Source organism: Pseudomonas baltica (assembly GCF_031880315.1).
Classification (GTDB): domain Bacteria; phylum Pseudomonadota; class Gammaproteobacteria; order Pseudomonadales; family Pseudomonadaceae; genus Aquipseudomonas.
Genome location: NZ_CP134771.1, coordinates 3,450,433 through 3,474,611, shown reverse-complemented (window position 1 = coordinate 3,474,611; position 24,179 = coordinate 3,450,433). Strand labels below are relative to the sequence as shown.

Sequence of the window (24,179 nt, the reverse complement as noted above, 5' to 3'; positions counted from 1 at the left end):
ATTTTCTTTATCTGAATCCTGTTCGATGATGGCGCATCCCCAGCTCCTCGCGAGACAGCGTCATGACCCAGCCCATTGTTTTCATCGACGGCGACCAAGGCACTACCGGTCTGCAGATCCATGCACGTTTGCAAGGGCGCCGTGATATCCAACTGCTGACCCTGCCCGATGCCGAGCGCAAGGACCCGCAGCGCCGCGCCGAAGCGATCAACAGCGCCGATGTGGCCATCCTCTGCCTGCCGGACGACGCGGCCCGTGAAGTCGTCGCTTCGGTGGTCAGCCCGACTGTGCAGGTCATCGATGCCAGCTCCGCGCACCGCACCACCGCCGGCTGGGTGTACGGCTTCCCGGAAATGGACGAGCGCCAGGCCGACCTGATCGCCCATGCCAAGCGCGTCAGCAACCCCGGCTGCTACCCGACCGGCGCCATCGCCCTGCTGCGACCACTGGTAAGCGCCGGGCTGGTACCGGCCGACTATCCGATTACTGTGAATGCCGTGTCGGGCTACTCTGGCAGCGGTCGCGCCGGTGTCGAGCAGTATGAAACACCCGGCGTGGCCCCCGGCCCGGCGCTGCGGGTGTACGGGCTGCAGCTGGCCCACAAGCATGTACCCGAGATGCAACGTCACGCCGGCCTGGCATTCGCCCCGGTGTTCGTGCCGGCCTATGCCGCCTACGCTCAGGGGATAGTGCTGACCATCGCCTTGCAGACGCGCCTGCTGCCAGCCGGCGTGCAGGCCCAGCAGCTGCATCAGCGATTGAAGGATTTCTATCAGGGATCCCGGTATGTGCACGTGGCCCCGCTGGAGCCCGCGAGCGCAACGGCTCAGCTGGACCCGCAGGCATTGAACGGTACCAACGATCTGCGCCTGGCGGTGTTCAGCAACGATGCACAGGGGCAGGTGCTGTTGACGGCGGTGTTCGACAACCTCGGCAAGGGCGCCTCGGGGGCGGCGGTGCAGAGTCTGGAGTTGATGTTGGGGGTTAACGGGGGATAAGCAAAGCATTTATGGCGGCGGAAACGCCATTGGCGTCGCGGTACATCTCACGGAGATTTAATGTAATTGCACGATGGGCGACTCAAAATAAAATCAATAAACCTGATATGCCCCATCTACAAAATAACCAACGTACATAATTAGCTTAGCGCTAAAAAGAATTTCACAGCACCGAATCAGAGGGCTACTGTCCCCTGCAGACCGACCCCTTGCCTGGTGGAGGCCGTCCCCGAACGACCACGACCAGGAGCTCTGCATGACCGTTCCCCTTCACCGCCATGGCGCCGTCGCGCAGTTCGACGCCGACGTGCTCGTCATTGGTGGCGGCCTCGCTGGCGCTTGGGCGGCGGTAGCGGCGGCCCGTGAGGGCGCGCGGGTGGTGCTGGCCGAAAAAGGCTACTGCGGTACCAGCGGCGTGACGGCTACCGCCGGTCCGGGGCATTGGTGGGTGCGGCCGGAACAACGCCAGGCGGCCATCGACAAACGCCTGGCCAGCGCCAGCGGCTTGGCCCAGGCCAGCTGGATGGCGGGGATTCTCGAAACCACCTGGCAAACCCTGCCCAGCCTCGATCGCCTCTACCGATTCCCCCGCAACGAGCGCGGCGAAAAGCAGTACCGCGCCTTGCGTGGTCCCGAATACATGGCCGCCATGCGCCAGCTGGTGGTGGAACAGGGAGTCACCCTGCTCGACCACAGCCCGGCGCTGGAACTGCTGAAAAATGATCAAGGCGAGCTCGCCGGCGCCCGTGGCTGGCAGCGCCAGCAGCACCGCGAATGGCAGGTCCACGCACCGGCCGTGGTGCTCGCTACCGGCGGCTGCGCCTTCCATTCACGTCTGCTGGGCAGCCGCAACAACACCGGCGACGGTTACCTGATGGGCGTCGAAGCCGGTGCCGAGTTGTCCGGCATGGAGTTTTCCAGCTACTACTGCGTGGCCCCGGCGAACAGCACCATGACCCGCTCGATGGTCTATTCCTTCGGCCGCTATTTCGATGCCGCCGGGCGCGAGCTGCCAATCAGCAAAGGGCCGGATTTCAATAATTCCCTGGCCCGGGCGCTGCTCGAAGGGCCGGTGTACTGCCGACTCGATCGTATCCCCGAGGCTATCCGTACCCAGTTGCCCTACGTGCAGCCAAACGTGATGCTGCCGTTCGACCGTCTGGGCATCGATCCGTACCGCGACAAGTTCGCCGTCACGCTGCACGCCGAAGGCACCATCCGCGGCGTCGGCGGCCTGCGCCTGGTCGACAGCCAATGCCAGACCCGTCTGCCCGGGCTGTTCGCCGCCGGTGATGCGGCCAGCCGGGAGGCCGTCACTGGAGGCATTTCCGGTGGCGGCGCGGTGAATTCTTCGTGGGCCCTGTCGACCGGCCAGTGGGCTGGCAGCGGCGCCGCGCGTCATGCCCAGGCACATCCGGCGCGCAGCCAGCAGAGCCACGGCACCGCCCGCGTCGGCCTGCTGCCCATCGGCGAAACAAGCACCGACAGCAGCGCACTGATTCGCGCCGTACAGGACGAAATGCACCCCTACGACAAGAACCTGTTTCGCCATGGCGAACAGTTGCAGCGCTCTCTGGGCAGCCTGGAAAACGCCTGGGACCGCCTGCGCCAACCCGGCCACAGCGCCGATGCCAACGGCCTGCTGCGCTGGCGCGAAACCGCCGCGATGCTCGCCACCGCGCGCTGGTGCTACAGCGCTGCCCTCGAGCGCCGCGAGAGCCGTGGCATGCATCAGCGCGACGACGCTGCGCAGCAACTGAAGGCCTTCGACCTGCACCTGCGCAGCGGCGGCCTCGATGCGCCCTGGGTACGCCGCGATCCCATACAAGCGGGAGTATCGGCGTGATCGAGCTGATCCTCAAAGACCTCTGCGACGGCTGCAACCGCTGCGTTGCCGCCTGCCCCAGCGACGTGATTGCCATCGGCGCCGACGGCAAACCGCACATCGCCCGCCAGGCCGATTGCCAGACCTGCTTCATGTGCGAGCTGTACTGCGCCAGCGACGCGATTTTCGTCCACCCCGACAGCGAACACGCGGTCACCGTTGACCCCGATCACATTCGCGCCAGCGGCCTGCTCGGCCAGTACCGCCGCGACTCGGGCTGGGATGAGTGGGCGCACGATCCCCGATTTGCCAATCAGCACTGGCGCATGGAAGACATCTTCGCCCTCGCCCGTGACCAAACTCCCCCGACCAAGGCCTGACCCGCATGCTGATCCGCACCCTGATTGCCACCCTGATGAGTAGCAGCCTGCTATTGAGCGCCGTGACCCACGCCGCTGACCTCGAACCCTTGCGAGTGGCCAACCAGAAGTCCTCGCTGAAGATACTGCTCGGCGCTTCCGGCGAGCTGAAAGACGTGCCCTATCCCATCGAGTTCTCCGAGTTCGCTGCGGCCGCGCCGTTGGGCGAGGCGCTCAACGCCGGCGCGGTGGACGTCGGCTCGCTGGGCGATGCGCCCTACGTGTTCGCCCTCGGCGCCGGTGCGCCGCTCAAGGTCGTCAGCATTACCCATGTCGAAGGGCGCTTCGCCACCTCGATCCTGGTGCGCAAGGACTCATCCCTCAAGACCGTCGCCGACCTCAAAGGCAAACGTATCACCGTCAACCGCGGCTCGATCGGCCACTTTCTGGTGATCAAGGCACTGCGCGAGGCCGGCCTGAAAACCTCGGACGTGACCTTCGTCAACCTGCTGCCCACCGACGCGCGCGCCGCCCTCGAAAGCGGCAACGCCGATGCCTGGGCGACCTGGGACCCGTACACCACGATCGCAATCACCCAGAATGGCGCGCGCATCCTGCGCAAAGGCAACGACCTGCTGACCAACAACTCGTACCTGGCCGCCACCAGCCAGGCCATCACCGACAAACGCGTGCAGCTCGACGACTTCGTCAAACGCGTCGACCGCGCCTGGAACTGGGTCAACAGCCATCCACAGGAGTATGCCGAGGCTCAGGCCAAAGTTACCGGCCTGCCTGTGGAGGTGCACCTGGCGTCGGCCAAGGAGACCCAATACCAACCCGTAGAAATCACCGACGCCGTGATCGCCAACTTGCAGACCACCGCCGATATCTACCTCGATGAAAAAGTGCTGAACCGCCCCGTGGACGTTTCCAAGGGCTTCGACAAGAGCTTCAACGCCGTGCGCGGACTGCCGAGCAAGGTCGCGGCGGCCAACTGATTCGCCCGCAAGGGCTCCGTACCGCGCTCTGTGACCGTCAGGGCGCGTGTTCCTTCGACTGGTAACAACAAGAGGACGGCATCATGCCCGCAGAAAACGTAGTCGCGATTACCGAAAGCCTTAGGGTCACCACGCTGGAGCCCACCTTGGGCGCCGAGATCAGCGGCATCGACCTGAGCAAACCACTCTCCCCCGTGCAGCGCGACGAAGTCCACGCGCTGCTGCTCAAGCACAAGGTCATCTTCTTTCGCGACCAGCACATCAACAGCGCGCAGCAGATCGCCTTTGCGGCGCAGTTCGGCGAGCTGTACGTGCACCCCACCACCCAACAGGAAGACACCGCCAAGCCTCAGGCCCACCTGATTCTCGCCAGCCAGGCCAAGGAGGCATACGGCGATGCCCGCAAAGGTCGTTGGCACACCGACACCAGCTGGATGCTCAAACCCACCTACGGCGCCGTGCTGCGCGCGGTATCGCTGCCGCAATTGGGTGGCGACACGGTGTGGGCCGATGCCGGGCTGGTGTATCGCGGGCTGTCCGAGGAGCTCAAGGCGCGTATCGACAATCTGTTCGTGACCCACAACTTCAAGTCATCGCTGGACAAGGTCGGCTACGACTACCCGATCATCGCCCACCCGCTGGTGCGCACCCATCCCGAGACCGGCGAAGACGCACTGTTCATCAACTTCTCGATGTCGCCGCAGTTCATCGGCTGGTCCGTCGAAGAGAGCCGCGAGCTGGTGGCCGAGTTGCTGCGCGAGTTCAGCAACCCCGAGTATCAGGTGCGCTTCAAGTGGACGCCGGGCACCGTGGCCTTCTGGGATAACCGCGCATTGCTGCACTACCCGGTCTACAACTATGGTGATTTCGACCGGGTAATGGAGCGGGTGCTGATCGCCGATACGGATATTCCGCATCGGGTGCGTCGCACCTAATTCTCGCGCTTTGCCATCGCCTTGGGCTGCCCGGCAAACAGATGCCGCTCCCGGGCCCAGACGATGGCGGCGCTACGACTATGGACGTCAAGTTTGGAATAGACCGTCGCCACATGATTGCGCACGGTGTTGAGGGCGAGGTTGAGCCGTGCAGCAATTTCCTTGTCGGCCAGCCCTTCGCAGATCAAGCCCAGCACATCGCGCTCACGGGCGGTGAGGTCGGTAAAGGACGCACTGGGCAACTGCCGATTACTGGCGCTTTTGGCATTTGCCAGCTTCTCGATCAGCGTCTGGCTGAACCAGGACGCATCCTGCATGACCGTCTCGATCGCCTCGACCAGCTCCCGCTCCGAACGCTTGCGCTCGGTGATGTCCACCAGCACCAGCAGGTAGCACGCAGCGTCCTGGATGCTGACGGTATCGGCCGCCAGCACGCAATCGAGGGTCTCGTCGCCTTTTTTGCGCAATTTGAGATCCAGCCCGTCGATACGCCCGGTCTTCTCCAGCACGTCGAACAGTTGGCTGGTCACCCCAGGGCCCTCGATGAAATCGAGCTCGGCGATGGTCCTGCCGATCAATTCCTGGGCGGTGTATCCCAAGGTCGTGAGAAAGGCTTCGTTGGCATCCACCACCTGCTGACGATCGGCGCTGCAGACCAGGGTCGGCACCGGGGTCAACCGAAAGGCCTTGGCGAAGCGCTCCTCGCTTTGGCGCAGCGCGGTTTCGGCCTTGCGCCGGGGCTCCAGATCGGTGAACGAGAACAACATGCAGTCCTCTTCGTTCATGTCCAGCGGTTGCCCGGCCACGATCACCAGCTTGGTGCCGCCGTCGGGCATTTTCAGCTCGGCCTGCATCTGCGGAATCGTTGCTCCTTGGGTCAACCGCTCGATGGCCAGGTCCTTGCGTTCGGCGTTTTCGAGTACATCGACTTCGTACACCGAGCGGCCAATCACGTTCTCGCGCGAATGCCCGGTCATCTCCAGAAACCCCTGATTGACCTTGATGAACCGCAGGTCGCTGAGGCGGCAGATGACTGCCGGCGCTGGGTTGGCATTGAAGGTTTTTTCGAAACGCTGCTCGGCACTGGCCCACTCGGTTGCGTCCGAGATGATCAATACCAGTGACTCCGCCATGCCTTTGCTGTCTTCCAGCACCATGCTGCGAATCCGGTGCACGCGGCTGCGCTCGTCCTCGTCACCTGTTCGGCTGACTTCAACGATCACATCGCTGAAGACATCACCGGCCGCGACGCGACTGAAGGGATGCTGCTCGACGTCCAATGGATGGTTGTTGCGATAGCGCAGGGCAAATCGCTCCCGGTATTCGTCGCCATTGGCGCCCAGCTCGCCGATGGCCTCGACACCATGCATCTGCAGAGCCGCCTCGTTGGCCCAGATGATGGTCTGGTCGACCTCGATCAGGATCACGCCGTCCGACAACCCCGAGATGATCTGCTGCAACTGACGGCGGTTGGTTTCTCTGGCAAGCACGGCCTCGCTCATTGGTTCATTCTCCGGTCGTTTCAGCATCGGTACCGAGCCCCGAGGGATGCCCTTGCATCCCTGCCTATCGGACCGGATGCCTGCAGCTTAGTGCAGTCCCTGCATGGAGCGGTCGGTGCGAATGCACCAGATGCAGGGGTGCATATGCGCCAATACAGCGAGCATGCGGCCCGGGCAGACTGATATCCATGCCGCACCAGACGGCAGAGACGCCGACAGGGTTGTCTCGCTATCCAGACGACGCGCCTGGCGCAGCGGCTGAATGTACTTAATGCCTGAGGAATCGCCCATGACTACACCCTACGTAAATGCTCCCGTAAGCACTGTTTCGCCCTTCCGAGTGTCTTGGAGTTCGGTCTTTGCCGGGGGCGCCATCGCACTGGTTACCTATCTGGTACTGAGTGTGCTCGGCACTGCAATCGGCGCCAGCGCGGTCGACCCCATGGCGCAGGGCAACCCCTTGCGCGGCTTTGGCACGGGCGCTGGCATCTGGTTGTTTGTCAGCACCTTGATCTCCGTGGCGGTAGGTGCCTGGGTGGCAGGTCGCACGGCGCCCGACCGCGGTGGCCTGCACGGTCTGTTGAGCTGGACTGTCACTACCCTGCTGACCACCTGGTTGCTCGCATCCCTGGCTGGGAGCCTGGTCGGCACCGCCGGCAACATCGCGGGTAAAGGCTTGTCGCTGGCAGCCGATGGCGTCGCCGCAGCAGCGCCTGGCGTGGGCCAAGGCATCAAGCAGCAGCTCGACAAGAATGGCATCAGCCTGGATTGGGACAGCTTGAAGTCGCAACTGGATACCACGCTGAAACAGTCGGGCAAGGCGGAGCTTGATCCTTCCACGCTGGAGCAGAAAACCGATCAGGCCAGCACCGATGCCAAGCAATCGGCTGCGCAAGCGTCGAACGATCCTACTCAAGCAGGCGATCAGCTCAAGCAGTGGTTCGACCGCGTGCAAAAATCCGGTGAGCCTGCGCTGAATGCGGCAGACAAGGATGCGCTGGTCAACATCGTTGCCGCACGCACCGGCAAGAGCCACGAGCAAGCGCAGCAGGTTGTGGATAACTACGCGCAGGCTTATCAACAGGCGGTCGCGAAGGTCCAGGAGCTCAAGCAGCAAGCTGAGCAGCAAGCCCGCGAAGCAGCTGACGTAGCGGCGAAGAACCTGTCGAAAGCGGCCTGGGGCACTTTGATCATGCTGCTGATCGGCGGCGCACTCAGCTTCGGGGTTGGGCGGTTTGCACTGTCGTCCCGTCCTCGAGTAGTGGTTGCTACCCTGTAAGATTGAAGTTGTGAATAAACCGGTCCGCCTGTGCGGGCCGGTTTTTTTTGGTCTGCAATTACCTGTGGCACGGTTATCGCTTCATTGTAGAAAGACGATTGTTGAACAATGTCAGAGATCCGTGTGAATACATCCAAACCCTCCCGCTTGTCCCTGGCTGATCAGGTGGCCATCGAGCTGCGCGAAGACATCATCGGCGGCCGCCTGATACCGGGCATGCCGCTGATCGAAAGCGAGCTGGTCAACGCCTACAACGTCTCGCGCAATACCGTGCGCGAAGCCCTGCACCAACTCGGTCGCGAGGGGCTGGCCAGCTATGTGCGCAACAAGGGCGTGATGGTGCGGCGCATGGGCGTTGACGATGTGCGCGACCTTTTCAAGGCGCGGCGCACCCTGGAATTACAGGCTGTTGCGGCCAGCCAACCGCTCAGCGACTACCAGTGGAGCCTGATGGGCGACGCCATCGAGGCCGCGCAACTGGCCCAGGAACGCGAGAACTGGCAGGCCTTCGGCACCCACAGCCTGCATTTTCACCAGCACATCGTCGGCCTGATGGGCAGTGCGCTGTTCGACGATTTTTTCGCCAAGGTCGCCGCACAGATGCGCCTGGTGTTCGCCAACGCGCCCAGCGAGGAAGGCTTTCAGAAGCCCTGGCTGGAACGCGACCGGCACATTCACGCCCTGCTGGGCAACGGCCTCAAAGCGCAGGCCGAGCACGCGTTGAGCAGTTACCTCGAAGACTCCGAATCCGTGCTGCTGGATATCCTCCGTAGCGCTCCCCGCCCCTGAAAGAGAGGACTCACCATGTACAAGGACTATCCCGCCGCTTACCAGGTCAGCAAAGGCAGCGCCCTGCAGGTCGACAAAGCGTTCTACGACCGTATCCGCGACAGCAAGGACAACCGCACCCTGGTCGAGCAGTTCGAAGTACCTATCCGCACTGGCCGCGCCTGGAAGGTCCCGGCAGGCCACGTGTTCCGCGTCACCACCCCGATCGGCCCGCAGGTGGGCGACTTCAACGTGTGGAACGCCAACGACCCCCGCGAGCGCATGTGGGCGGCGCGTACCCGTCAGCTGCAAGGCGCCCATGTCAGCACCTATGACCGCCTGTGGTCGAACCTGCCCTTCCTGCGGCCGATGCTGACCATCACCGACGACAGCCTCGCCGACTACGGCATCGACGAACACGGCGGCCGCCTGCACGACCTGCTGGGCACTCGCTGCGACCCCTACGTCAATCGCATGCTCACCGGCGAGGACTTCCACCATCATTGCCATTCCAACCTGACGCGTGCCGTGTTGCCTCATGGGCTGACGGAGTTCGATGTGCATGACGTGCTGAACATCTTTCAGTGCACCGGGTTGAACGCGGACGATATGTACTTCATGAAAGCCTGCCCGGCCAAGCAGGGGGATTATCTGGAGTTTTTTGCCGAGATCGATGTGTTGTGCGCACTGTCGACGTGCCCAGGGGGGGATTTGTCGCTGCCGATGTGGGGGCCGGATGCGCAGGATCCTTTGAGCGTGTGCCGGCCTTTGGGGGTGGAGGTTTATCGCCTGGACGCCGCGCTACTGGGCGGCTGGAAGTCGCCGGAACGGGCGGCATACAGGGGGAATCATGGGTTGATGATTGCGAAGGCGGAGTGGGAGAAGTAGGCGCAACGATTGCGCTCGCTCTGGCGACATGGCTGCCTCGCGCCCGATGCAGCGCTTTCCTCAGGGGTGGGACGCCTTGCGTCGGCGACGCAAATACCGGACCAGTGCCGCAAGGGCCACCAGTGCTACCACCGCGATGAAAATCGGCAGGCGATAGGGCTTCAGGTCCCCAAAGAAATGCTGTAATGCTTCGCCGGCCCAGTAGCCGGCGCTGACGAACAGGGTGGCCCAGACCGCCGCACCCAGTATGTTGATCAGGGCGAAACGCCAGGGGGATAGGCCACTTGCCCCTATCACCATAGGCCCCACCAGGCGCATGCCGTAGAGGAAGCGAACGGCGAAGACAGAGGTCGTGGGGTAGCGCTGGATAAGCCCCTCGACCCGTTCGATGGCAGCCTGATGACGCTTGAGTTTGGGCAGCAGACGCTCTCCGGAATAACGTCCGGTCCAGAACAGCAACTGATCGCCGAATATACCGCCCAAGGTGGCGCAGCCGATCACAAGCGGCCATTGCAGGGTGCCCTGGTGCGCCGCCATACCGCTGAGGATCAGAACCGTTTCGCCTTCCAGCAGGCAGCCTATGAAGATCACCCAATAGCCGTAGGTGGCAATCAACGCGTTGAGGTCAAGATGTTCGAACATGGTCATTCCTGGATCGAGGGGAGGCTAGGACAGCGTGGCAACAAGGTCTACTTTCGGTGCAGCGATTCGGACCAATCTAATCGGCAATCCGCCGCTGTCGACTAGTCGTTTCGACTTGCGTCAACCCTTACGCTTGACGACCCGCCGATGACAATCGGCCGGGTGCAGCACCTTGCCCGTCGTGGAACATACCGCGATGGTTTCTACCGGCTTCGACAATTCATTGTCGAGCAGCACCGAATAGCTCTCCCCTGTTTTGAACAAGTAGCGCTCCCCCCACTGACGCATGCTGACGACGATGGGAAACACCGCGCGCCCCATTTCCGTCAGAACATATTCTTTGTAGGCACTGCCGTCGGATGCGGGCTGGGTACTGAATACGCCCAACTCGACGAGCATTTTGAGCTTGATCGTGAGGATGTTCCTGGCGAGACCAAGACGTTTCTGAAATTCACTGAAGCGGCGTACATCGTCGAATGCGTCGCGGATGATCATTAACACCCAACGATCGCCGATTGCTTCGAGCGCGCGGGCGACCGGGCATTCGCTCTGGGCCAGTAATTGCTGTTTGGCCATGGGTCTCCTGAACGCTGCGCAGTAGGGAGGAAAAAAGTTCTAACGTCAGACGAAAATATTTTACACATGTGGTTGTAATTCACAACTTCGTTTGATAAAAAACGACCCACTTGGTTTTGTTTCGAAACCGAATTTCCAAGGATGGAGTGATGCCGTTAATGTCTAAAGCTTCGGCAAAGATGGACATTGAAGCCGAAAAATCCAGCGGTGGGCGCACTCAAGCGGCCCAAACCCTGGATAGCTCCAAGCTCAGTCGCTATCAGACTTTCCTTTTTGCGATTACCTGCGCCATGGCGGTCGCAAACGTCTACTTCGCTCAGCCTTTACTGGAATCGATGGCTGCCAGCCTGTCGGTTTCGCCGGGTACGATTGGTGTCGTAGTGACCGCCACACAAGCGGGTTATGCCGTCGGATTGTTGTTCGTCGTTCCGCTGGGGGATTTGCTCAATCGCAAGAAACTTATCCTCACACAAATGCTGCTGTCAGCTCTGGCCCTGTGCGCAGTTGGATTGTCGCAGGATTGGGGCATGTTGCTCGGCGCAATGGTGCTCGTGGGCCTGATGGCGGTCGTGGTGCAAGTGGTGGTTGCCTACGCCGCCTCGCTGGCGAGTCCCGAGCAGCGTGGCGAAGCCGTCGGCACCGTTACCAGTGGCGTGGTGCTTGGGATTCTACTGGCCCGCTTCGTCTCAGGTGCAGTGGCTGATCTGGCCGGCTGGCGCGGTGTTTATTTTGTTTCGGCCGCCCTGATGATCGGCATGGCACTGGTGCTGATGCGCACCATGCCGGCCTCCACCCCGCCACCGGCAAAAGGCAGCTACTGGCAATTGCTGCGATCGGTGTTCCAGTTGTACCTGACCGAACGCACATTGCGTGTCCGGGGCACCTTCGCCTTGCTGGTTTTCGCCGCGTTCAGCGTGTTATGGACGTCGATGGTACTGCCGCTCAGCGCGCCACCGTTGTCGCTGTCACACACCCAGATTGGTTTGTTCGGACTGGCCGGTGTAGCCGGTGCTCTGGCAGCCGCGCGGGCCGGACGGCTCGCTGACCAAGGGCTCGGCAACCGCACCACGGGCGTCGCGTTGGTATTGTTGACCTTGTCCTGGCTGCCTACGGCGTTCGTTGAACACTCATTATTCGCCATGGTAGTGGGTGTGGTGTTACTGGATTTCGCCGTGCAGGCCGTCCATGTCACCAATCAGAGCCTGATCTTCGCCGCACGACCCGATGCACAAAGCCGACTGGTGGGCGCCTACATGTGTTTCTATTCGGTGGGCAGTGGCCTGGGTGCAATAGCCGCTACTTATACTTATGCACACTTTGGCTGGGTCACCGTTTGTATATTGGGTGCCGCCATCAGCGCAGGCGCCCTGCTCTACTGGATCTACCTGGGACTGACTTCAAAATAACTTTCTGGCATTAAAAATTTCTCGCGATCGTAAGTGAACGGATGGCGTGAAACTGTGGATCTGCCACACACACTTTTAATATCAACCGAGGTCAGTATGGCGTTGCACACACTCACTAGTGTTCCTCGAGGTCGGTAACCGGGTCGGCGGCGCGGATGTGGTCGCGACCTGTTTGTACGTGTGCGCCTGGCGCACAACCTTATATCTGTGGCGTGACACCAGCCTCCTTCATCAAGGCACATAATCCATGAAACCACTACACGTAGTGTTGGCTGTATTGATAACGGCAATCTGGGGTGTGAATTTCTCGGTGATCAAACTGGGACTGGCCACCGTCGATCCGTTCATCCTGGCGGGTATCCGCTTCAGTCTGTGCGCATTACCGGCGATCTTCTTCATCCGTAAACCCGACGTGCCGTGGCGCTATATCATTGGCTATGGCCTAGTGTTCGGCATTGGTTTGTGGGGCGTGGTCAATCTGGGTATCAAAGCCGGGCTATCGGCGGGCATCGCCTCGCTGGTGCTGCAGTTCAGCGCGTTCTTCACCATCCTGCTCGGCAGTTGGGTGTTCAAGGAAGCGCTGACCCGCTTCCAGGTGCTGGGCATGTTGATCGCCCTCGCGGGGCTGTTGTGCATCATCAAGATCAGTGACGGTTCGGTGAGCCTCACCGGCGTATTGCTGGTGCTAGTGGGCGCGGCGTCTTGGAGCGTTGCCAACATCATCAACAAGAAAGCCAGCACCAAGGATGTCTTCGGCTTTCTGGTCTGGTCCAGCGCGTTTGCGCCGATTCCGCTGTTCATCCTTGATTACGCGGTGAACGGTAGCGCCGGCTACACCGCGTTTGTAAGTCAGGTGAACACGACTGCCATGTTATCGATCCTGTTCCAGGTCTATCCCAACACGCTGTTCGCTTACTGGATCTGGAACTCGCTGCTCAAAACCTATCCGGTCTCTACAGTGGCGCCGCTGTCTTTGCTGGTGCCGATCTTCGGTATGCTCAGCTCGGTAGTGGTGTTCGACGAAAGTGTGCCGGTGAGCAAAGTACTGGCGGTAGTACTGATCGTACTCGGCCTGGCCGTCGGCCTTTATGGTCAGCGTATTTTCAATGCAATGTTCGCGCGTCCTGCGCGCACTTCAGCGTGAATCGATAGGGAACCGGTATGAGTCTGGGAAAACGTGATTTTATGGGTGCCACTGCAGGAGCGACCCTGCATTCGCCCGCCAAAGATACCCGCCAATCACGTTTTGTCATTTTTATCGCTCCGTTAACGACGGCCAGTTCAAAGGTCGGTCGACCTTCGCCAGTTCGGCGCGATTCGCTCGCGCGCCGTCGGGTTTCGCCACTGTTGATCAGAAAGGCATAGCGCCGAGTTGTGTCAGCCACTCTAACCAGCAACGTTGCCTGTCACTAGATGATGTATTGACCTTACAGTTATGCCGTTCGGGTATGCGACTAAGCGGCACTTACCACGAATTGTAGTGGTCAACTGATCCCGGACACTGAATTGAGTTTTTCCTCAGCGACCACAGGCGCTAGCCCTTCGTTGAACTGATGCGGTCGCCGCCAGTTGTATCGCTCCATTAGGAATCGGCCGATATCCTGTTGCGCTAGCGCAGCGCTCATGTAGCCCACCGTCGGTATCCATTCTGTTTTCAGACTGCGAAACAGCCGCTCCATCGGCGCGTTATCGTGGCAGTTGCCGCGCCGACTCATGCTCTGTGTGAAGCGGTATCGCCATAGTCTTTGGCGGAAACTTCGGCTGCCATATTGGCTGCCCTGGTCGCTATGAAACAGTACGTTTTGCGGCCTGCCACGCTGCTCGTAAGCCATGTCCAGTGCCTTGATTACCAAGTCGGCGTCGGGCTTGGGTGAGAACGCCCAACCCACAACACGGCGGGCACAAAGGTCGATGACAGCTGCTAGATAGTGCCATCGACCTTCGGCCCAAACGTATGTGATGTCACCGCACCAGACCTTGTTTGGGGATGCGACGGTGAATCCTCGATCAAGCACGTTCGGAATATCAGGTCGCTCCACGGTCGCCTTTTTATAGGAATGCGAACCGGGCTGTTTGCTGATCAGGTTCATCTCGCGCATCAACTCGCGCACCTTGAATCGCCCGATCTGCATGCCGTCCTCTTTCATCATCAGCATGATGCTCCGGCTGCCCGCAGCGCTTCGGCTTTGCGTAAACAGCTCGTTCACGCGGCTGCGCAAAACCACCCGTTCGGCATCTGAATACCGGCGTTTTCGGCAGTACGCGTAGTAGCAAGATCGGGTTACTTCAAATACCGAGCACAACAGATCAATCGGCTCTTGAGCCCGCAATTGATCGATTAACGCGAACGCTCGTGTTCCTCGGCCATCAAGAGCGCGGTGGCCTTTTTTAAAATCGATTTCTCTCGTTCCAGGCGGTTGATTCGGGCTTCCAGTTCCTGGATTTTCTGCTGCTCGGGTGTCAGCGCTTTGCTTGTCGGTGTGGCACCGGCTCGTTCCTGCTGGAGCTGGTTGACCCACCGGCGCAAGGCCGACTCTACCAACCCAAGCGACTGGGCTGCATCAGCGTGGCTGTAGCCCTGGTCAAGCACCAAGCTGGCAGCTTCGCGCTTGAATTCGGGGGTGAAGGTACGTCGTTGTCTGCTCATCGAACACCTCTGTGTGGCGATCATTTTCGCCTAAAAAGGTGTCCGGGGTTAGTAGACCACTACAAGTATTGGCATGCCGAAAGTAGCAAAACGTTGTGTTTCGCACATACTCTCACTCCAGGAAACGTACGACGCCAATAGGAGTATCCCAGTTGTAGCTCGTCATCTCTAGCGCAGACAGGACAATAGGATCTTTCGGCCGATAAGGCAGCAAATACTGTGCGATTTGAAATATATTCATGGTCCGAGTAGGACTGGTTGAATCTTGACTTCAAAACGCTCTGCCAAGGGTAGATAGTATGCCCATGCAGCAGTTTATTGAACCCATAGCAACCATCCCAGCCTAGTAGCTTCGCGATTAGTTTGACGTGGTAACTGTTCCAATTCCAGTCAGACAAAGCCTTAAAGGCTTCGTCCCTCAGGCCTGCATTGGGAATAAAGCGACTACGTTCCACAAAGGAACGCAAGGATTCATTTTTTTGAATTCGGAGCAGCATCAACCGGCTCGACTGGGCTAGCACGAAAGTCACGGGGTGCACGGTATGCCAAGCATCCAGCGAACGCATGGCAGAGGCCGATTCGAGTCATCAGACCGGCTCCTGCGACAGGTTTATTTCTCCTGCGACAGCTTTAATTCTCTAAAACAAACAGTTGATCTATTCCTGACGCTATCACTCCACCGTCACCGACTTCGCCAAATTCCTCGGCTGATCTACATCCGTCCCTTTCAACACCGCCACGTAATACGACAGCAATTGCAGCGGCAAGGTGTACAGAATCGGCGCCAGCGCATCATGGATATGCGGCATCGCCACCACCCGAGTCCCCGGCCCATCGGCGAAGTGCGCCTGCTCATCCGCAAACACTACTAGTTCACCCCCACGAGCGCGGACTTCCTGCAGGTTGGACTTGAGCTTTTCCAGCAGCTCGTTGTTCGGCGCCACGGTGACCACAGGCATGTCGGCATCCACCAGTGCCAATGGGCCATGCTTGAGTTCGCCGGCCGGGTACGCTTCCGCATGGATGTAGGAAATTTCCTTAAGCTTGAGGGCGCCTTCCATCGCTACCGGGAACTGCGCGCCGCGGCCGAGGAACAGGGTGTGGTGCTTCTCGGCGAACAGTTTGGCGACTTCTTCGACGGTGCTGTCCATGGCCAGGGCTTCGCCGAGGCGGGTCGGCAGGCGGCGCAGTTCGGCCACCAGTTCGGCTTCGACGCCGTCCTCCAAGGTGCCTTTGACCTGGCCGATGGAAAGGGTCAGCAGCATCAAGGCGACCAGTTGAGTGGTGAAGGCCTTGGTGGAGGCGACGCCGATTTCCGGGCCGGCCTGGGTGAGCAGGGTCAGGTCGGATTCGCGGACCAGCGAGCTGATGCCGACGTTGCAGATCGCCAGGCTGCCGAGGAAGCCCAGCGCCTTGGCGTTGCGCAGGGCGGCCAGGGTGTCGGCGGTTTCGCCGGACTGGGAGATGGAGACGAACAGGGTGTCGGGCTGCACCACCACGCGGCGATAGCGGAATTCGCTGGCAACTTCGACCTGGCAGGGAATGCCGGCCAGGCCTTCGAGCCAGTAACGGGCGACCATGCCGGCGTGGTAGCTGGTGCCGCAGGCGACGATCTGCACGTTGCGCACTTTGGCGAACAACTCGGCGGCCTGTGGGCCGAAAGCCTGCACCAGTACGCTGTCCTGGCCGAGGCGGCCTTCGAGGGTGCGCTGCACGACTTTGGGCTGCTCGTGGATTTCCTTGAGCATGAAGTGGCGGTATTCACCCTTGTCGGCGGCTTCGGCGCCTTCGTGGTACTGCACGGCTTCGCGTTGTACGGCGTGGCCGCTGGCGTCCCAGATGTGCACGCTGTCGCGACGAATGTCGGCGATATCGCCCTCTTCGAGGTACATGAAGCGGTCGGTGACCTGGCGTAGCGCCAACTGGTCGGAGGCGAGGAAGTTCTCGCCCAGACCGAGGCCGATCACCAGCGGGCTGCCGCTACGGGCCGCCACCAAGCGATCAGGCTGAGCCAAGTGGATCGCCGCCAGGCCGTAGGCGCCGTGCAGTTGCTTGACCGTGGCCTTGAGGGCATCGGCGATGTCCGGCACGGTTTTCAGGGTGTGGTGGAGCAGGTGGGCGATGACTTCGGTGTCGGTCTCGGAGGCGAAGATGTAACCCTGGGCACTCAGCAGCTCGCGCAGCGCTTCGTGGTTCTCGATGATGCCGTTGTGCACAACGCCAACGTCACCGGAGAAGTGCGGATGGGCGTTGCGTTCGTTGGGCGCGCCATGGGTAGCCCAGCGGGTGTGGGCGATACCGAGCTTGCCGACCAGCGGTTCAGCGGCCAGGGAGGCTTCGAGTTCGCTGACCTTGCCGGTACGGCGGCGGCGTTGCAGTTGGCCATCGTTGCTGACGACTGCCACGCCGGCGCTGTCGTAGCCGCGGTATTCAAGACGTTTCAGGCCTTCGAGGAGGATGGCCGTGATGTTGCGCTCAGCGATGGCGCCGACGATTCCACACATGTTTATTACTCCTGATTGACGGCGGCGATGATGAGGTTGATGCCGCGGGCCTGAATCTGGTCGCGAGCCTCGAAGGGCAGACGATCATCGGTGATAAGGGTATGTACGCTGCCCCAGGGCAGCTCGAGATTAGGGATCTTGCGCCCGACCTTGTCGGACTCGACCATGACGATCACTTCGCGCGCGACTTCGGCCATGACCCGGCTCAGTCCCAACAGCTCGTTGAAGGTGGTGGTTCCACGTTGCAGGTCGATGCCATCGGCGCCGATGAACAGTTGGTCGAAATCATAGGAGCGCAGCACTTGTTCAGCGACTTGACCCTGGAACGACTCGGAATGCGGGTCCCAGGTGCCGCCGGTCATCAATAGTACCGGCTCATGTTCGAGCTCGCTCAGGGCGCTGGCGACATTGAGCGAGTTGGTCATGACCACCAGGCCGGGCTGCAGCCCGAGGTGCGGGATCATCGCGGCGGTGGTACTGCCACTGTCGATGATGATGCGCGCGTGTTCCTTGATGCGTTGCACGGCTGCATGGGCGATGGCCTGTTTATACACAGACACCGGCTGGGCGACCTCGCTGATCAGTTCCTGAGGCATGGTCACCGCGCCGCCGTAACGACGCAGCAGCAGGCCATTACTCTCCAGAGCGGCCAGGTCCTTGCGGATTGTGACTTCGGACGTTTCGAACCGTTTGGCCAAGTTATCCACACTGACTTCACCCTGCTCGTTGAGCAAGGCGAGGATATTGTGGCGACGTTGGGGAGTGTTTCGTTTCGACATGATTGCTATAAGTTTCGGTTCGAAAGTTAATGAGCGCAATCAAAACCCAAAATGGGCAATGGGTCAAGGGGGGAAATGTGAAACACAGCTGTGGATAACTATTTTGGGATGGTGGTGGTCTCAGGGCCGTCTTCGCGGGCAAGCCTTGCTCCTACAGGTGAACGACTCAGTATCGATTTGCACTGTGGAAGCAAAGCTTGCTCGCGGAGGGGCCGGTTCGGGCCACCTCAAAGCTCTGTGGATATCTTAGGGCTTGCGGATCTTCACCGGCCGCGCCCAGCCTTCAATATTGCGCTGACGGGCGCGGGCGACAGCCAGTTGGCTCTCCGGCACATCCTGGGTAATAGTCGAACCCGCCGCCGTGGTAGCCCCCGCAGAGATATCCACAGGCGCCACCAGCGAGTTGTTCGAACCGATAAACACGTCCGCCCCCATGGTGGTGCGCCACTTGTTCACACCGTCGTAGTTGCAGGTGATGGTACCGGCACCGATATTGGTGCGCGCGCCGATATCGGCATCGCCCAGATAACTCAGGTGGCCCGCCTTGGCGCCCTCCCCCAGCACGGCATTCTTCAGCTCGACAAAGTTACCCACATGAGCACGCGCGCCCAGCACAGTACCCGGGCGCAATCGCGCAAACGGGCCGGCATCGCTACCCTCGCCCATTACCGCGCCATCCAGATGACTGTTGGCCTTGACCACCGCGCCCTTGCGCAGGGTGCTGTCCTTGATGGTGCAGTTGGCGCCGATCACCACGTCGTCCTCGATGATGACTCGACCTTCGAGCACCACGTTGACGTCAATCAGCACGTCACGGCCCACCGTGACCTCACCGCGTACGTCGAAGCGTGCCGGGTCGCGCAGGGTCACACCCGCCGCCATCACGCGCCGCGCTTGGCGCCACTGGTAGTGACGCTCGAGCTCGGCGAGCTGCTTGCGATCGTTGGCGCCCTGCACTTCCATCGGATCCTGAGCGGTCTCGGTGGCGACCACCAGGCCATCGGCCACGGCCATGGCAATCACGTCGGTGAGGTAGTACTCACCCTGGGCGTTATGATTCGACAGGCTGCCCAGCCACTGCGCCAGACGCGCGGCAGGCACAGCGAGAATCCCGGTATTGCCCTCGCAGATCGCACGTTGCGCCTCGGTCGCGTCCTTGTGCTCGACGATCGCCTGCACGCTGCCCTGTGTATCACGCACGATGCGGCCATAGCCGGTCGGGTCAGGCAGGTTGACCGTCAGCAGGGCCAGTTGATCGGGCGTGACCTTGGTCAGCAAGCGCTGCAAGGTCGCCACTTCGATCAGCGGCACATCGCCATAGAGGATCAGCACGGTATCGGCGCTCAGGTTCGGCAGCGCCTGCGCCACGGCGTGGCCGGTGCCAAGTTGCTGGTCCTGCAGCACGAAGCTCAAGTCGTCGGCGGCCAGGCGCTCACGGACCTGCTCGGCACCGTGGCCAATCACCACATGGATGCCCTGTGGGTCCAGCTGGCGGGCGCTGTGGATAACATGGCCGAGCATCGAGTTGCCGGCGACGGGATGCAACACCTTCGGCAAAGCCGAGCGCATCCGCGTGCCTTGGCCTGCGGCGAGAATGACGATATCAAGGGACATTGACGAGCTACCAATCCTGAGCGGCCAGTGTGCGTGACCGATGAATGAAGGGGGCGGAAAAAGAAAAAGGGTAGCCGAGGCTACCCTTTTACTCAATCGCGCACAAAGCGCAGCCTTAGTGGCCGTACTTCTTGCGAATCTGCTGGACGGTGCGCAGCTGAGCTGTCGCCTCGGCCAGACGTGCAGCAGCAGCGCCGTAGTCGAAATCAGCACCCTGTTCATTCAGCGCTTTCTGCGCTTCTTGAACAGCCAGCTGAGAAGCGGCTTCGTCCAGGTCGGCAGCACGTTGCACGGTGTCGGCAAGAACCTTGACCATGTTCGGCTGAACCTCGAGGAAACCACCCGAGATGTAGAACACCTCTTCTTCTGCGCCGTCCTGCTTGATCAGGCGGATAGGGCCTGGCTTCAAGCTGGTGATCAGCGGGGCGTGGCCAAGAGTGATACCGAGATCACCCAAAGCACCGTGCGCAATCACCATCTCCACCTGACCGGAAAAGATTTCTCCTTCCGCGCTGACGATGTCGCAATGGACTGTCATAGCCATCTGCTTGCCTCAACCTGATGAGCGCCCGTTGCCGGGCGCCGAAATTACAGTTTCTTGGCTTTCTCGATTGCTTCTTCGATCGGCCCGACCATGTAGAACGCTTGCTCTGGCAAGTGGTCGTAGTCACCGCGCAGGATGCCGGAGAAGCCAGCAATGGTGTCTTTCAGGGAAATGTACTTACCCGATGCACCGGTGAAGACTTCAGCCACGAAGAACGGCTGCGACAGGAAGCGCTGAATCTTACGAGCGCGGGATACGAGTTGCTTGTCGGTTTCCGACAGCTCGTCCATACCCAGGATCGCGATGATGTCTTTCAGCTCTTTGTAGCGCTGCAGCACGTACTGAACGCCGCGAGCGGTGTCGTAGTGCTCCTGGCCGACGACGTCCGGGTCCAGCTGGCGCGAAGTCGAGTCCAGTGGATCGACCGCTGGGTAGATACCCAGAGAGGCGATGTCACGGGACAGTACGACGGTGGCGTCCAAGTGGGCGAACGTGGTGGCTGGCGACGGGTCGGTCAAGTCATCCGCAGGTACGTATACAGCTTGTACCGAGGTGATCGAACCGGACTTGGTCGAAGTGATGCGCTCTTGCAGCACGCCCATCTCTTCGGCCAGCGTCGGCTGGTAACCTACTGCGGAAGGCATACGGCCCAGCAGTGCGGATACTTCAGTACCGGCCAGGGTGTAACGGTAGATGTTGTCGACGAACAGCAGAACGTCGTTACCTTCGTCACGGAACTTCTCGGCCATGGTCAGGCCAGTCAGTGCGACGCGCAGACGGTTGCCCGGCGGCTCGTTCATCTGACCGTAGACCAGTGCCACTTTGTCCAGAACGTTGGAGTCCTTCATCTCGTGATAGAAGTCGTTACCTTCACGAGTACGCTCACCCACACCGGCGAACACGGAATAACCGCTGTGTTCCATCGCGATGTTACGGATCAGTTCCATCATGTTGACGGTCTTGCCGACACCGGCACCACCGAACAGACCGACTTTACCGCCCTTGGCGAACGGGCAGATCAGGTCGATGACCTTGATGCCGGTTTCCAGCAGGTCGTTGCCGCCCGCTTGTTCCGCGAAGGTAGGAGCGGCGCGGTGGATACCCCAGCGCTCGTCGGTGTCGATCGGGCCAGCTTCGTCGATCGGATTGCCGAGCACGTCCATGATCCGGCCCAGGGTCGCTTTACCGACCGGTACGGAGATGGCTGCGCCGGAGTCGGTCACTTCCAGACCGCGTTTCAGGCCTTCGGTGGAACCCATGGCGATGGTACGAACCACGCCGTCGCCCAGCTGCTGCTGAACTTCGAGGGTAGTGCCAGCTTCGCTTATGACTTTCAAAGCGTTGTAGATGCTCGGTACGCTGTCACGTGGAAATTCCACGTCGATGACGGCGCCGATGATTTGAACGATACGTCCGCTACTCATAGCAGGATCCTCTGAATATTTGAACCGTTAAACCGCGGCAGCGCCGCCGACGATTTCCGAGATCTCTTGGGTGATCGCAGCCTGACGCGCCTTGTTGTAAATCAACTGGAGGTCCTTGATCAGGTCTCCGGCGTTGTCGGTTGCATTCTTCATTGCGATCATCCGCGCGGCTTGTTCAGCAGCGTTGTTCTCGACCACCGCCTGGTACACCTGCGATTCCACGTAACGCACCATCAGGCCGTCAAGCAGCTCTTTGGCGTCGGGTTCGTAGAGGTAATCCCAGTGGTGCTTGAGATCCTGATCCGGGGTTGCCACCAACGGGATCAACTGCTCCACCGTCGGTTTTTGCGTCATGGTATTGATGAACTTGTTGGATACCACGGACAGGCGATCGATACGGCCTTCCAGGTAAGCATCCAGCATGACCTTGACGCTGCCGATCAAGTCATTGATCGACGGCTCTTCACCCAGGTGGCTGATAGCAGCGACGACGTTGCCGCCGAAGTTGCGGAAAAACGCCGCACCTTTGCTGCCGACCACACACAGGTCGATCTCTACGCCATTTTCGCGGTTTACCGCCATGTCCTTGACCAAGGCCTTGAACAGGTTGGTATTCAAGCCGCCGCACAGACCACGGTCACTGCTCACTACCACATAACCGACGCGCTTTACTTCGCGATCGATCATGAACGAGTGGCGGTATTCCGGGTTGGCGTTGGCGAGATGCCCAATCACCTGGCGGATACGCTCCGCGTAAGGACGGCTGGCTGCCATGCGCATTTGTGCCTTGCGCATTTTGCTGACCGCCACTTTCTCCATGGCGCTGGTAATCTTTTGCGTGCTTTTGATGCTCGCAATCTTACTGCGAATCTCTTTTGCGCCTGCCATGTAACACCTATCAGGTTAGCAAGCGGAGGCCTTGCGGCCTCCGCTGCGGCTTACCAGGTTTGGGTGGCCTTGAACTTCTCGATACCGGCTTTCATGCCAGCATCGATTTCGTCATTGAAGTCACCCTTCACGTTGATCTTCGCCATCAGTTCGGCGTGATCGCGGTTGAAGAAAGCAATCAGCGCTTGTTCGAAGCTGCCGATCTTGGTGATTTCAACGTCAGTCAGGAACCCACGCTCAGCGGCATACAGCGACAGCGCCATGTCAGCGATCGACATTGGTGCGTATTGCTTCTGCTTCATCAGCTCGGTAACGCGCTGACCATGCTCAAGTTGCTTGCGGGTCGCTTCGTCCAGGTCAGAAGCGAACTGGGCGAATGCCGCCAGTTCACGGTACTGAGCCAGAGCGGTACGGATACCACCGGAGAGCTTCTTGATGATCTTGGTCTGAGCGGCACCACCCACACGGGATACCGAAACACCGGCGTTCACTGCTGGGCGGATGCCCGAGTTGAACATGGCCGATTCCAGGAAGATCTGACCGTCAGTGATGGAAATCACGTTGGTCGGAACGAACGCGGAAACGTCGCCAGCCTGGGTTTCGATGATCGGCAGTGCGGTCAGCGAGCCGGTTTTGCCGGTCACTGCGCCGTTGGTGAACTTCTCTACGTACTCTTCCGAAACACGCGATGCGCGCTCCAGCAGACGGGAGTGGAGATAGAACACGTCGCCTGGGTAAGCTTCACGGCCTGGTGGACGGCGCAGCAGCAGGGAAATCTGGCGGTAAGCCACTGCTTGCTTGGACAGATCGTCATAAACGATCAGCGCGTCTTCACCGCGGTCGCGGAAGTATTCGCCCATGGTGCAACCGGAGTACGGAGCCAGGAACTGCAGTGCTGCAGATTCCGAAGCGCTCGCGGCAACGACGATGGTGTTAGCCAGCGCGCCGTTTTCTTCCAGCTTGCGAACCACGTTGGCGATGGTCGATTGCTTCTGACCGATTGCCACGTAGACGCAGAAAATACCGCTGTCTTTCTGGTTGATGATCGCGTCGATCGCCAGAGCGGTCTTGCCGATCTGACGGTCACCGATGATCAGCTCGCGCTGGCCACGGCCGACAGGGATCATGGCATCGACAGCCTTGTAGCCAGTCTGTACAGGCTGGTCTACCGACTTACGCCAGATCACGCCTGGAGCAACTTTCTCGACCGCGTCGGTCTCGGTGTTGTTCAGCGGACCTTTGCCATCGACAGGGTTGCCCAGTGCGTCGACGACGCGACCCAGCAGTTCCTTACCAACAGGAACTTCCAGGACACGGCCGGTGCACTTGGCGCGCATGCCTTCAGCCAGCGACTGGTAGGAGCCCAGTACCACGGCACCTACGGAGTCTTGCTCCAGGTTGAGCGCCATACCGTAGACACCGCCTGGAAACTCGATCATTTCGCCGTACATGACGTCGGCCAGACCGTGAATCCGTACGATACCGTCAGACACGCTGACGACAGTGCCTTCGTTACGGGCTTGAGAGGTCACATCGAGTTTTTCGATGCGGCCCTTGATGATTTCACTTATTTCGGAAGGATTGAGTTGCTGCATTGCTCTGC

General features: G+C 60.3%; 22 protein-coding genes. 10 read left to right on the top strand and 12 right to left on the bottom strand.

Translation table 11 applies throughout. The annotated features are described in order from the left end of the window. Window positions 1-62: 62 nt before the first annotated feature. From argC to REH34_RS15440, 5 genes are all read left to right on the top strand, one after another. Window positions 63-998, top strand: coding sequence for an N-acetyl-gamma-glutamyl-phosphate reductase (gene argC / locus REH34_RS15460; RefSeq protein WP_311968342.1), 936 nt, complete (start codon window positions 63-65; stop codon window positions 996-998). Window positions 999-1,254: 256 nt separating this feature from the next. Further along, window positions 1,255-2,844, top strand: coding sequence for an FAD-binding protein (locus REH34_RS15455; protein WP_311968341.1), 1,590 nt, complete (start codon window positions 1,255-1,257; stop codon window positions 2,842-2,844). Continuing rightward, entirely contained in the window at window positions 2,841-3,203 is a 363-nt protein-coding gene (locus REH34_RS15450) for a ferredoxin family protein (RefSeq protein ID WP_311968340.1), read from the top strand. The genes REH34_RS15455 and REH34_RS15450 overlap by 4 nt, the downstream gene beginning before the upstream one ends. A gap of 5 nt (window positions 3,204-3,208) precedes the next feature. Next, window positions 3,209-4,180, top strand: a complete 972-nt coding sequence (locus REH34_RS15445) for an ABC transporter substrate-binding protein (protein ID WP_409373144.1) — start codon at window positions 3,209-3,211, stop codon at window positions 4,178-4,180. An 83-nt stretch (window positions 4,181-4,263) separates the two neighbouring features. Then, entirely contained in the window at window positions 4,264-5,115 is an 852-nt protein-coding gene (locus tag REH34_RS15440; RefSeq protein WP_311968339.1) for a TauD/TfdA family dioxygenase, read from the top strand. Here REH34_RS15440 and REH34_RS15435 read toward each other — a convergent pair. Next, complete coding sequence (locus REH34_RS15435) at window positions 5,112-6,617, bottom strand: helix-turn-helix transcriptional regulator (RefSeq protein ID WP_311968338.1); 1,506 nt, start codon at window positions 6,615-6,617, stop codon at window positions 5,112-5,114. The genes REH34_RS15440 and REH34_RS15435 overlap by 4 nt on opposite strands. 289 nt (window positions 6,618-6,906) lie before the next feature. Between REH34_RS15435 and REH34_RS15430 the strand changes: the two genes are divergently transcribed. The 3 genes from REH34_RS15430 to REH34_RS15420 all read left to right on the top strand — a co-directional run bounded on the left by REH34_RS15430 (window position 6,907) and on the right by REH34_RS15420 (window position 9,552). Further along, window positions 6,907-7,896, top strand: coding sequence for a tape measure protein (locus tag REH34_RS15430; protein WP_311968337.1), 990 nt, complete (start codon window positions 6,907-6,909; stop codon window positions 7,894-7,896). A 123-nt stretch (window positions 7,897-8,019) separates the two neighbouring features. Further along, window positions 8,020-8,685, top strand: coding sequence for a GntR family transcriptional regulator (locus REH34_RS15425; RefSeq protein WP_226503850.1), 666 nt, complete (start codon window positions 8,020-8,022; stop codon window positions 8,683-8,685). 15 nt (window positions 8,686-8,700) lie between these two features. Further along, window positions 8,701-9,552 carry a DUF1989 domain-containing protein gene (locus tag REH34_RS15420; protein ID WP_226503849.1) on the top strand — a complete coding sequence of 284 codons (852 nt, stop codon included), beginning with the start codon at window positions 8,701-8,703 and terminating at the stop codon, window positions 9,550-9,552. A gap of 60 nt (window positions 9,553-9,612) precedes the next feature. On the opposite strand, the gene REH34_RS15415 is transcribed toward REH34_RS15420, so the two are convergent. Beyond that, window positions 9,613-10,194, bottom strand: a complete 582-nt coding sequence (locus REH34_RS15415; RefSeq protein ID WP_226503848.1) for a DedA family protein — start codon at window positions 10,192-10,194, stop codon at window positions 9,613-9,615. 120 nt (window positions 10,195-10,314) lie between these two features. Then, window positions 10,315-10,770: a helix-turn-helix domain-containing protein gene (locus REH34_RS15410; RefSeq protein WP_311968336.1), complete on the bottom strand. Its 456-nt coding sequence runs from the start codon at window positions 10,768-10,770 to the stop codon at window positions 10,315-10,317. 158 nt (window positions 10,771-10,928) lie between these two features. Between REH34_RS15410 and REH34_RS15405 the strand changes: the two genes are divergently transcribed. Both REH34_RS15405 and REH34_RS15400 read left to right on the top strand, forming a co-directional pair. Then, a complete protein-coding gene (locus tag REH34_RS15405; RefSeq protein ID WP_409373328.1) occupies window positions 10,929-12,176 on the top strand; it encodes an MFS transporter in 1,248 nt (415 codons plus the stop codon). A gap of 247 nt (window positions 12,177-12,423) precedes the next feature. Continuing rightward, complete coding sequence (locus REH34_RS15400) at window positions 12,424-13,320, top strand: EamA family transporter (protein WP_311968335.1); 897 nt, start codon at window positions 12,424-12,426, stop codon at window positions 13,318-13,320. Between the two features lie 340 nt (window positions 13,321-13,660). Here the strand turns inward: REH34_RS15400 and REH34_RS15395 are convergent. The 9 genes from REH34_RS15395 to atpA all read right to left on the bottom strand — a co-directional run bounded on the left by REH34_RS15395 (window position 13,661) and on the right by atpA (window position 24,171). Then, window positions 13,661-14,823 (bottom strand): IS3 family transposase gene (locus REH34_RS15395; RefSeq protein WP_311968334.1). Its coding sequence is split into 2 segments (ribosomal slippage): window positions 13,661-14,568 and window positions 14,568-14,823, totalling 1,164 coding nucleotides; the frame shifts between segments, so codons are not numbered across the junction. Window positions 14,824-14,882: 59 nt separating this feature from the next. Then, entirely contained in the window at window positions 14,883-15,320 is a 438-nt protein-coding gene (locus REH34_RS30215; RefSeq protein WP_409373327.1) for a TniQ family protein, read from the bottom strand. A 174-nt stretch (window positions 15,321-15,494) separates the two neighbouring features. Further along, entirely contained in the window at window positions 15,495-17,327 is a 1,833-nt protein-coding gene (glmS, locus tag REH34_RS15390; protein ID WP_311968333.1) for a glutamine--fructose-6-phosphate transaminase (isomerizing), read from the bottom strand. A 5-nt stretch (window positions 17,328-17,332) separates the two neighbouring features. Next, the gene (locus tag REH34_RS15385; RefSeq protein ID WP_311972098.1) at window positions 17,333-18,109 is read right to left on the bottom strand and encodes a DeoR family transcriptional regulator; all 777 of its coding nucleotides are present in this window, start codon (window positions 18,107-18,109) and stop codon (window positions 17,333-17,335) included. Between the two features lie 243 nt (window positions 18,110-18,352). Beyond that, window positions 18,353-19,720 (bottom strand): bifunctional UDP-N-acetylglucosamine diphosphorylase/glucosamine-1-phosphate N-acetyltransferase GlmU, encoded by a 1,368-nt coding sequence (gene glmU / locus REH34_RS15380; protein ID WP_226503844.1) that lies wholly within the window; start codon window positions 19,718-19,720, stop codon window positions 18,353-18,355. A gap of 115 nt (window positions 19,721-19,835) precedes the next feature. Continuing rightward, complete coding sequence (locus tag REH34_RS15375; protein WP_226503843.1) at window positions 19,836-20,264, bottom strand: F0F1 ATP synthase subunit epsilon; 429 nt, start codon at window positions 20,262-20,264, stop codon at window positions 19,836-19,838. 44 nt (window positions 20,265-20,308) lie between these two features. Next, entirely contained in the window at window positions 20,309-21,688 is a 1,380-nt protein-coding gene (gene atpD, locus REH34_RS15370) for a F0F1 ATP synthase subunit beta (protein ID WP_226503842.1), read from the bottom strand. Between the two features lie 27 nt (window positions 21,689-21,715). Then, window positions 21,716-22,576 carry a F0F1 ATP synthase subunit gamma gene (gene atpG, locus REH34_RS15365; protein ID WP_226503841.1) on the bottom strand — a complete coding sequence of 287 codons (861 nt, stop codon included), beginning with the start codon at window positions 22,574-22,576 and terminating at the stop codon, window positions 21,716-21,718. Window positions 22,577-22,626: 50 nt separating this feature from the next. Continuing rightward, window positions 22,627-24,171, bottom strand: a complete 1,545-nt coding sequence (gene atpA, locus REH34_RS15360) for a F0F1 ATP synthase subunit alpha (RefSeq protein ID WP_226503840.1) — start codon at window positions 24,169-24,171, stop codon at window positions 22,627-22,629. Between the last annotated feature and the right edge of the window lie 8 nt (window positions 24,172-24,179).

Bases quoted from the DNA above. Each gene is read 5' to 3' on its own strand.
- atpA (WP_226503840.1), bottom strand. From the start codon at position 24,171: ATGCAGCAACTCAATCCTTCCGAAATAAGTGAAATCATCAAGGGCCGC.
- atpG (WP_226503841.1), bottom strand. From the start codon at position 22,576: ATGGCAGGCGCAAAAGAGATTCGCAGTAAGATTGCGAGCATCAAAAGC.
- atpD (WP_226503842.1), bottom strand. From the start codon at position 21,688: ATGAGTAGCGGACGTATCGTTCAAATCATCGGCGCCGTCATCGACGTG.
- REH34_RS15375 (WP_226503843.1), bottom strand. From the start codon at position 20,264: ATGGCTATGACAGTCCATTGCGACATCGTCAGCGCGGAAGGAGAAATC.
- REH34_RS15445 (WP_409373144.1), top strand. From the start codon at position 3,209: ATGCTGATCCGCACCCTGATTGCCACCCTGATGAGTAGCAGCCTGCTA.
- argC (WP_311968342.1), top strand. From the start codon at position 63: ATGACCCAGCCCATTGTTTTCATCGACGGCGACCAAGGCACTACCGGT.
- REH34_RS15435 (WP_311968338.1), bottom strand. From the start codon at position 6,617: ATGAGCGAGGCCGTGCTTGCCAGAGAAACCAACCGCCGTCAGTTGCAG.
- REH34_RS15400 (WP_311968335.1), top strand. From the start codon at position 12,424: ATGAAACCACTACACGTAGTGTTGGCTGTATTGATAACGGCAATCTGG.
- REH34_RS15440 (WP_311968339.1), top strand. From the start codon at position 4,264: ATGCCCGCAGAAAACGTAGTCGCGATTACCGAAAGCCTTAGGGTCACC.
- REH34_RS30215 (WP_409373327.1), bottom strand. From the start codon at position 15,320: ATGCTGCTCCGAATTCAAAAAAATGAATCCTTGCGTTCCTTTGTGGAA.
- REH34_RS15430 (WP_311968337.1), top strand. From the start codon at position 6,907: ATGACTACACCCTACGTAAATGCTCCCGTAAGCACTGTTTCGCCCTTC.
- REH34_RS15415 (WP_226503848.1), bottom strand. From the start codon at position 10,194: ATGTTCGAACATCTTGACCTCAACGCGTTGATTGCCACCTACGGCTAT.
- REH34_RS15410 (WP_311968336.1), bottom strand. From the start codon at position 10,770: ATGGCCAAACAGCAATTACTGGCCCAGAGCGAATGCCCGGTCGCCCGC.
- REH34_RS15420 (WP_226503849.1), top strand. From the start codon at position 8,701: ATGTACAAGGACTATCCCGCCGCTTACCAGGTCAGCAAAGGCAGCGCC.
- REH34_RS15405 (WP_409373328.1), top strand. From the start codon at position 10,929: ATGTCTAAAGCTTCGGCAAAGATGGACATTGAAGCCGAAAAATCCAGC.
- glmS (WP_311968333.1), bottom strand. From the start codon at position 17,327: ATGTGTGGAATCGTCGGCGCCATCGCTGAGCGCAACATCACGGCCATC.
- glmU (WP_226503844.1), bottom strand. From the start codon at position 19,720: ATGTCCCTTGATATCGTCATTCTCGCCGCAGGCCAAGGCACGCGGATG.
- REH34_RS15455 (WP_311968341.1), top strand. From the start codon at position 1,255: ATGACCGTTCCCCTTCACCGCCATGGCGCCGTCGCGCAGTTCGACGCC.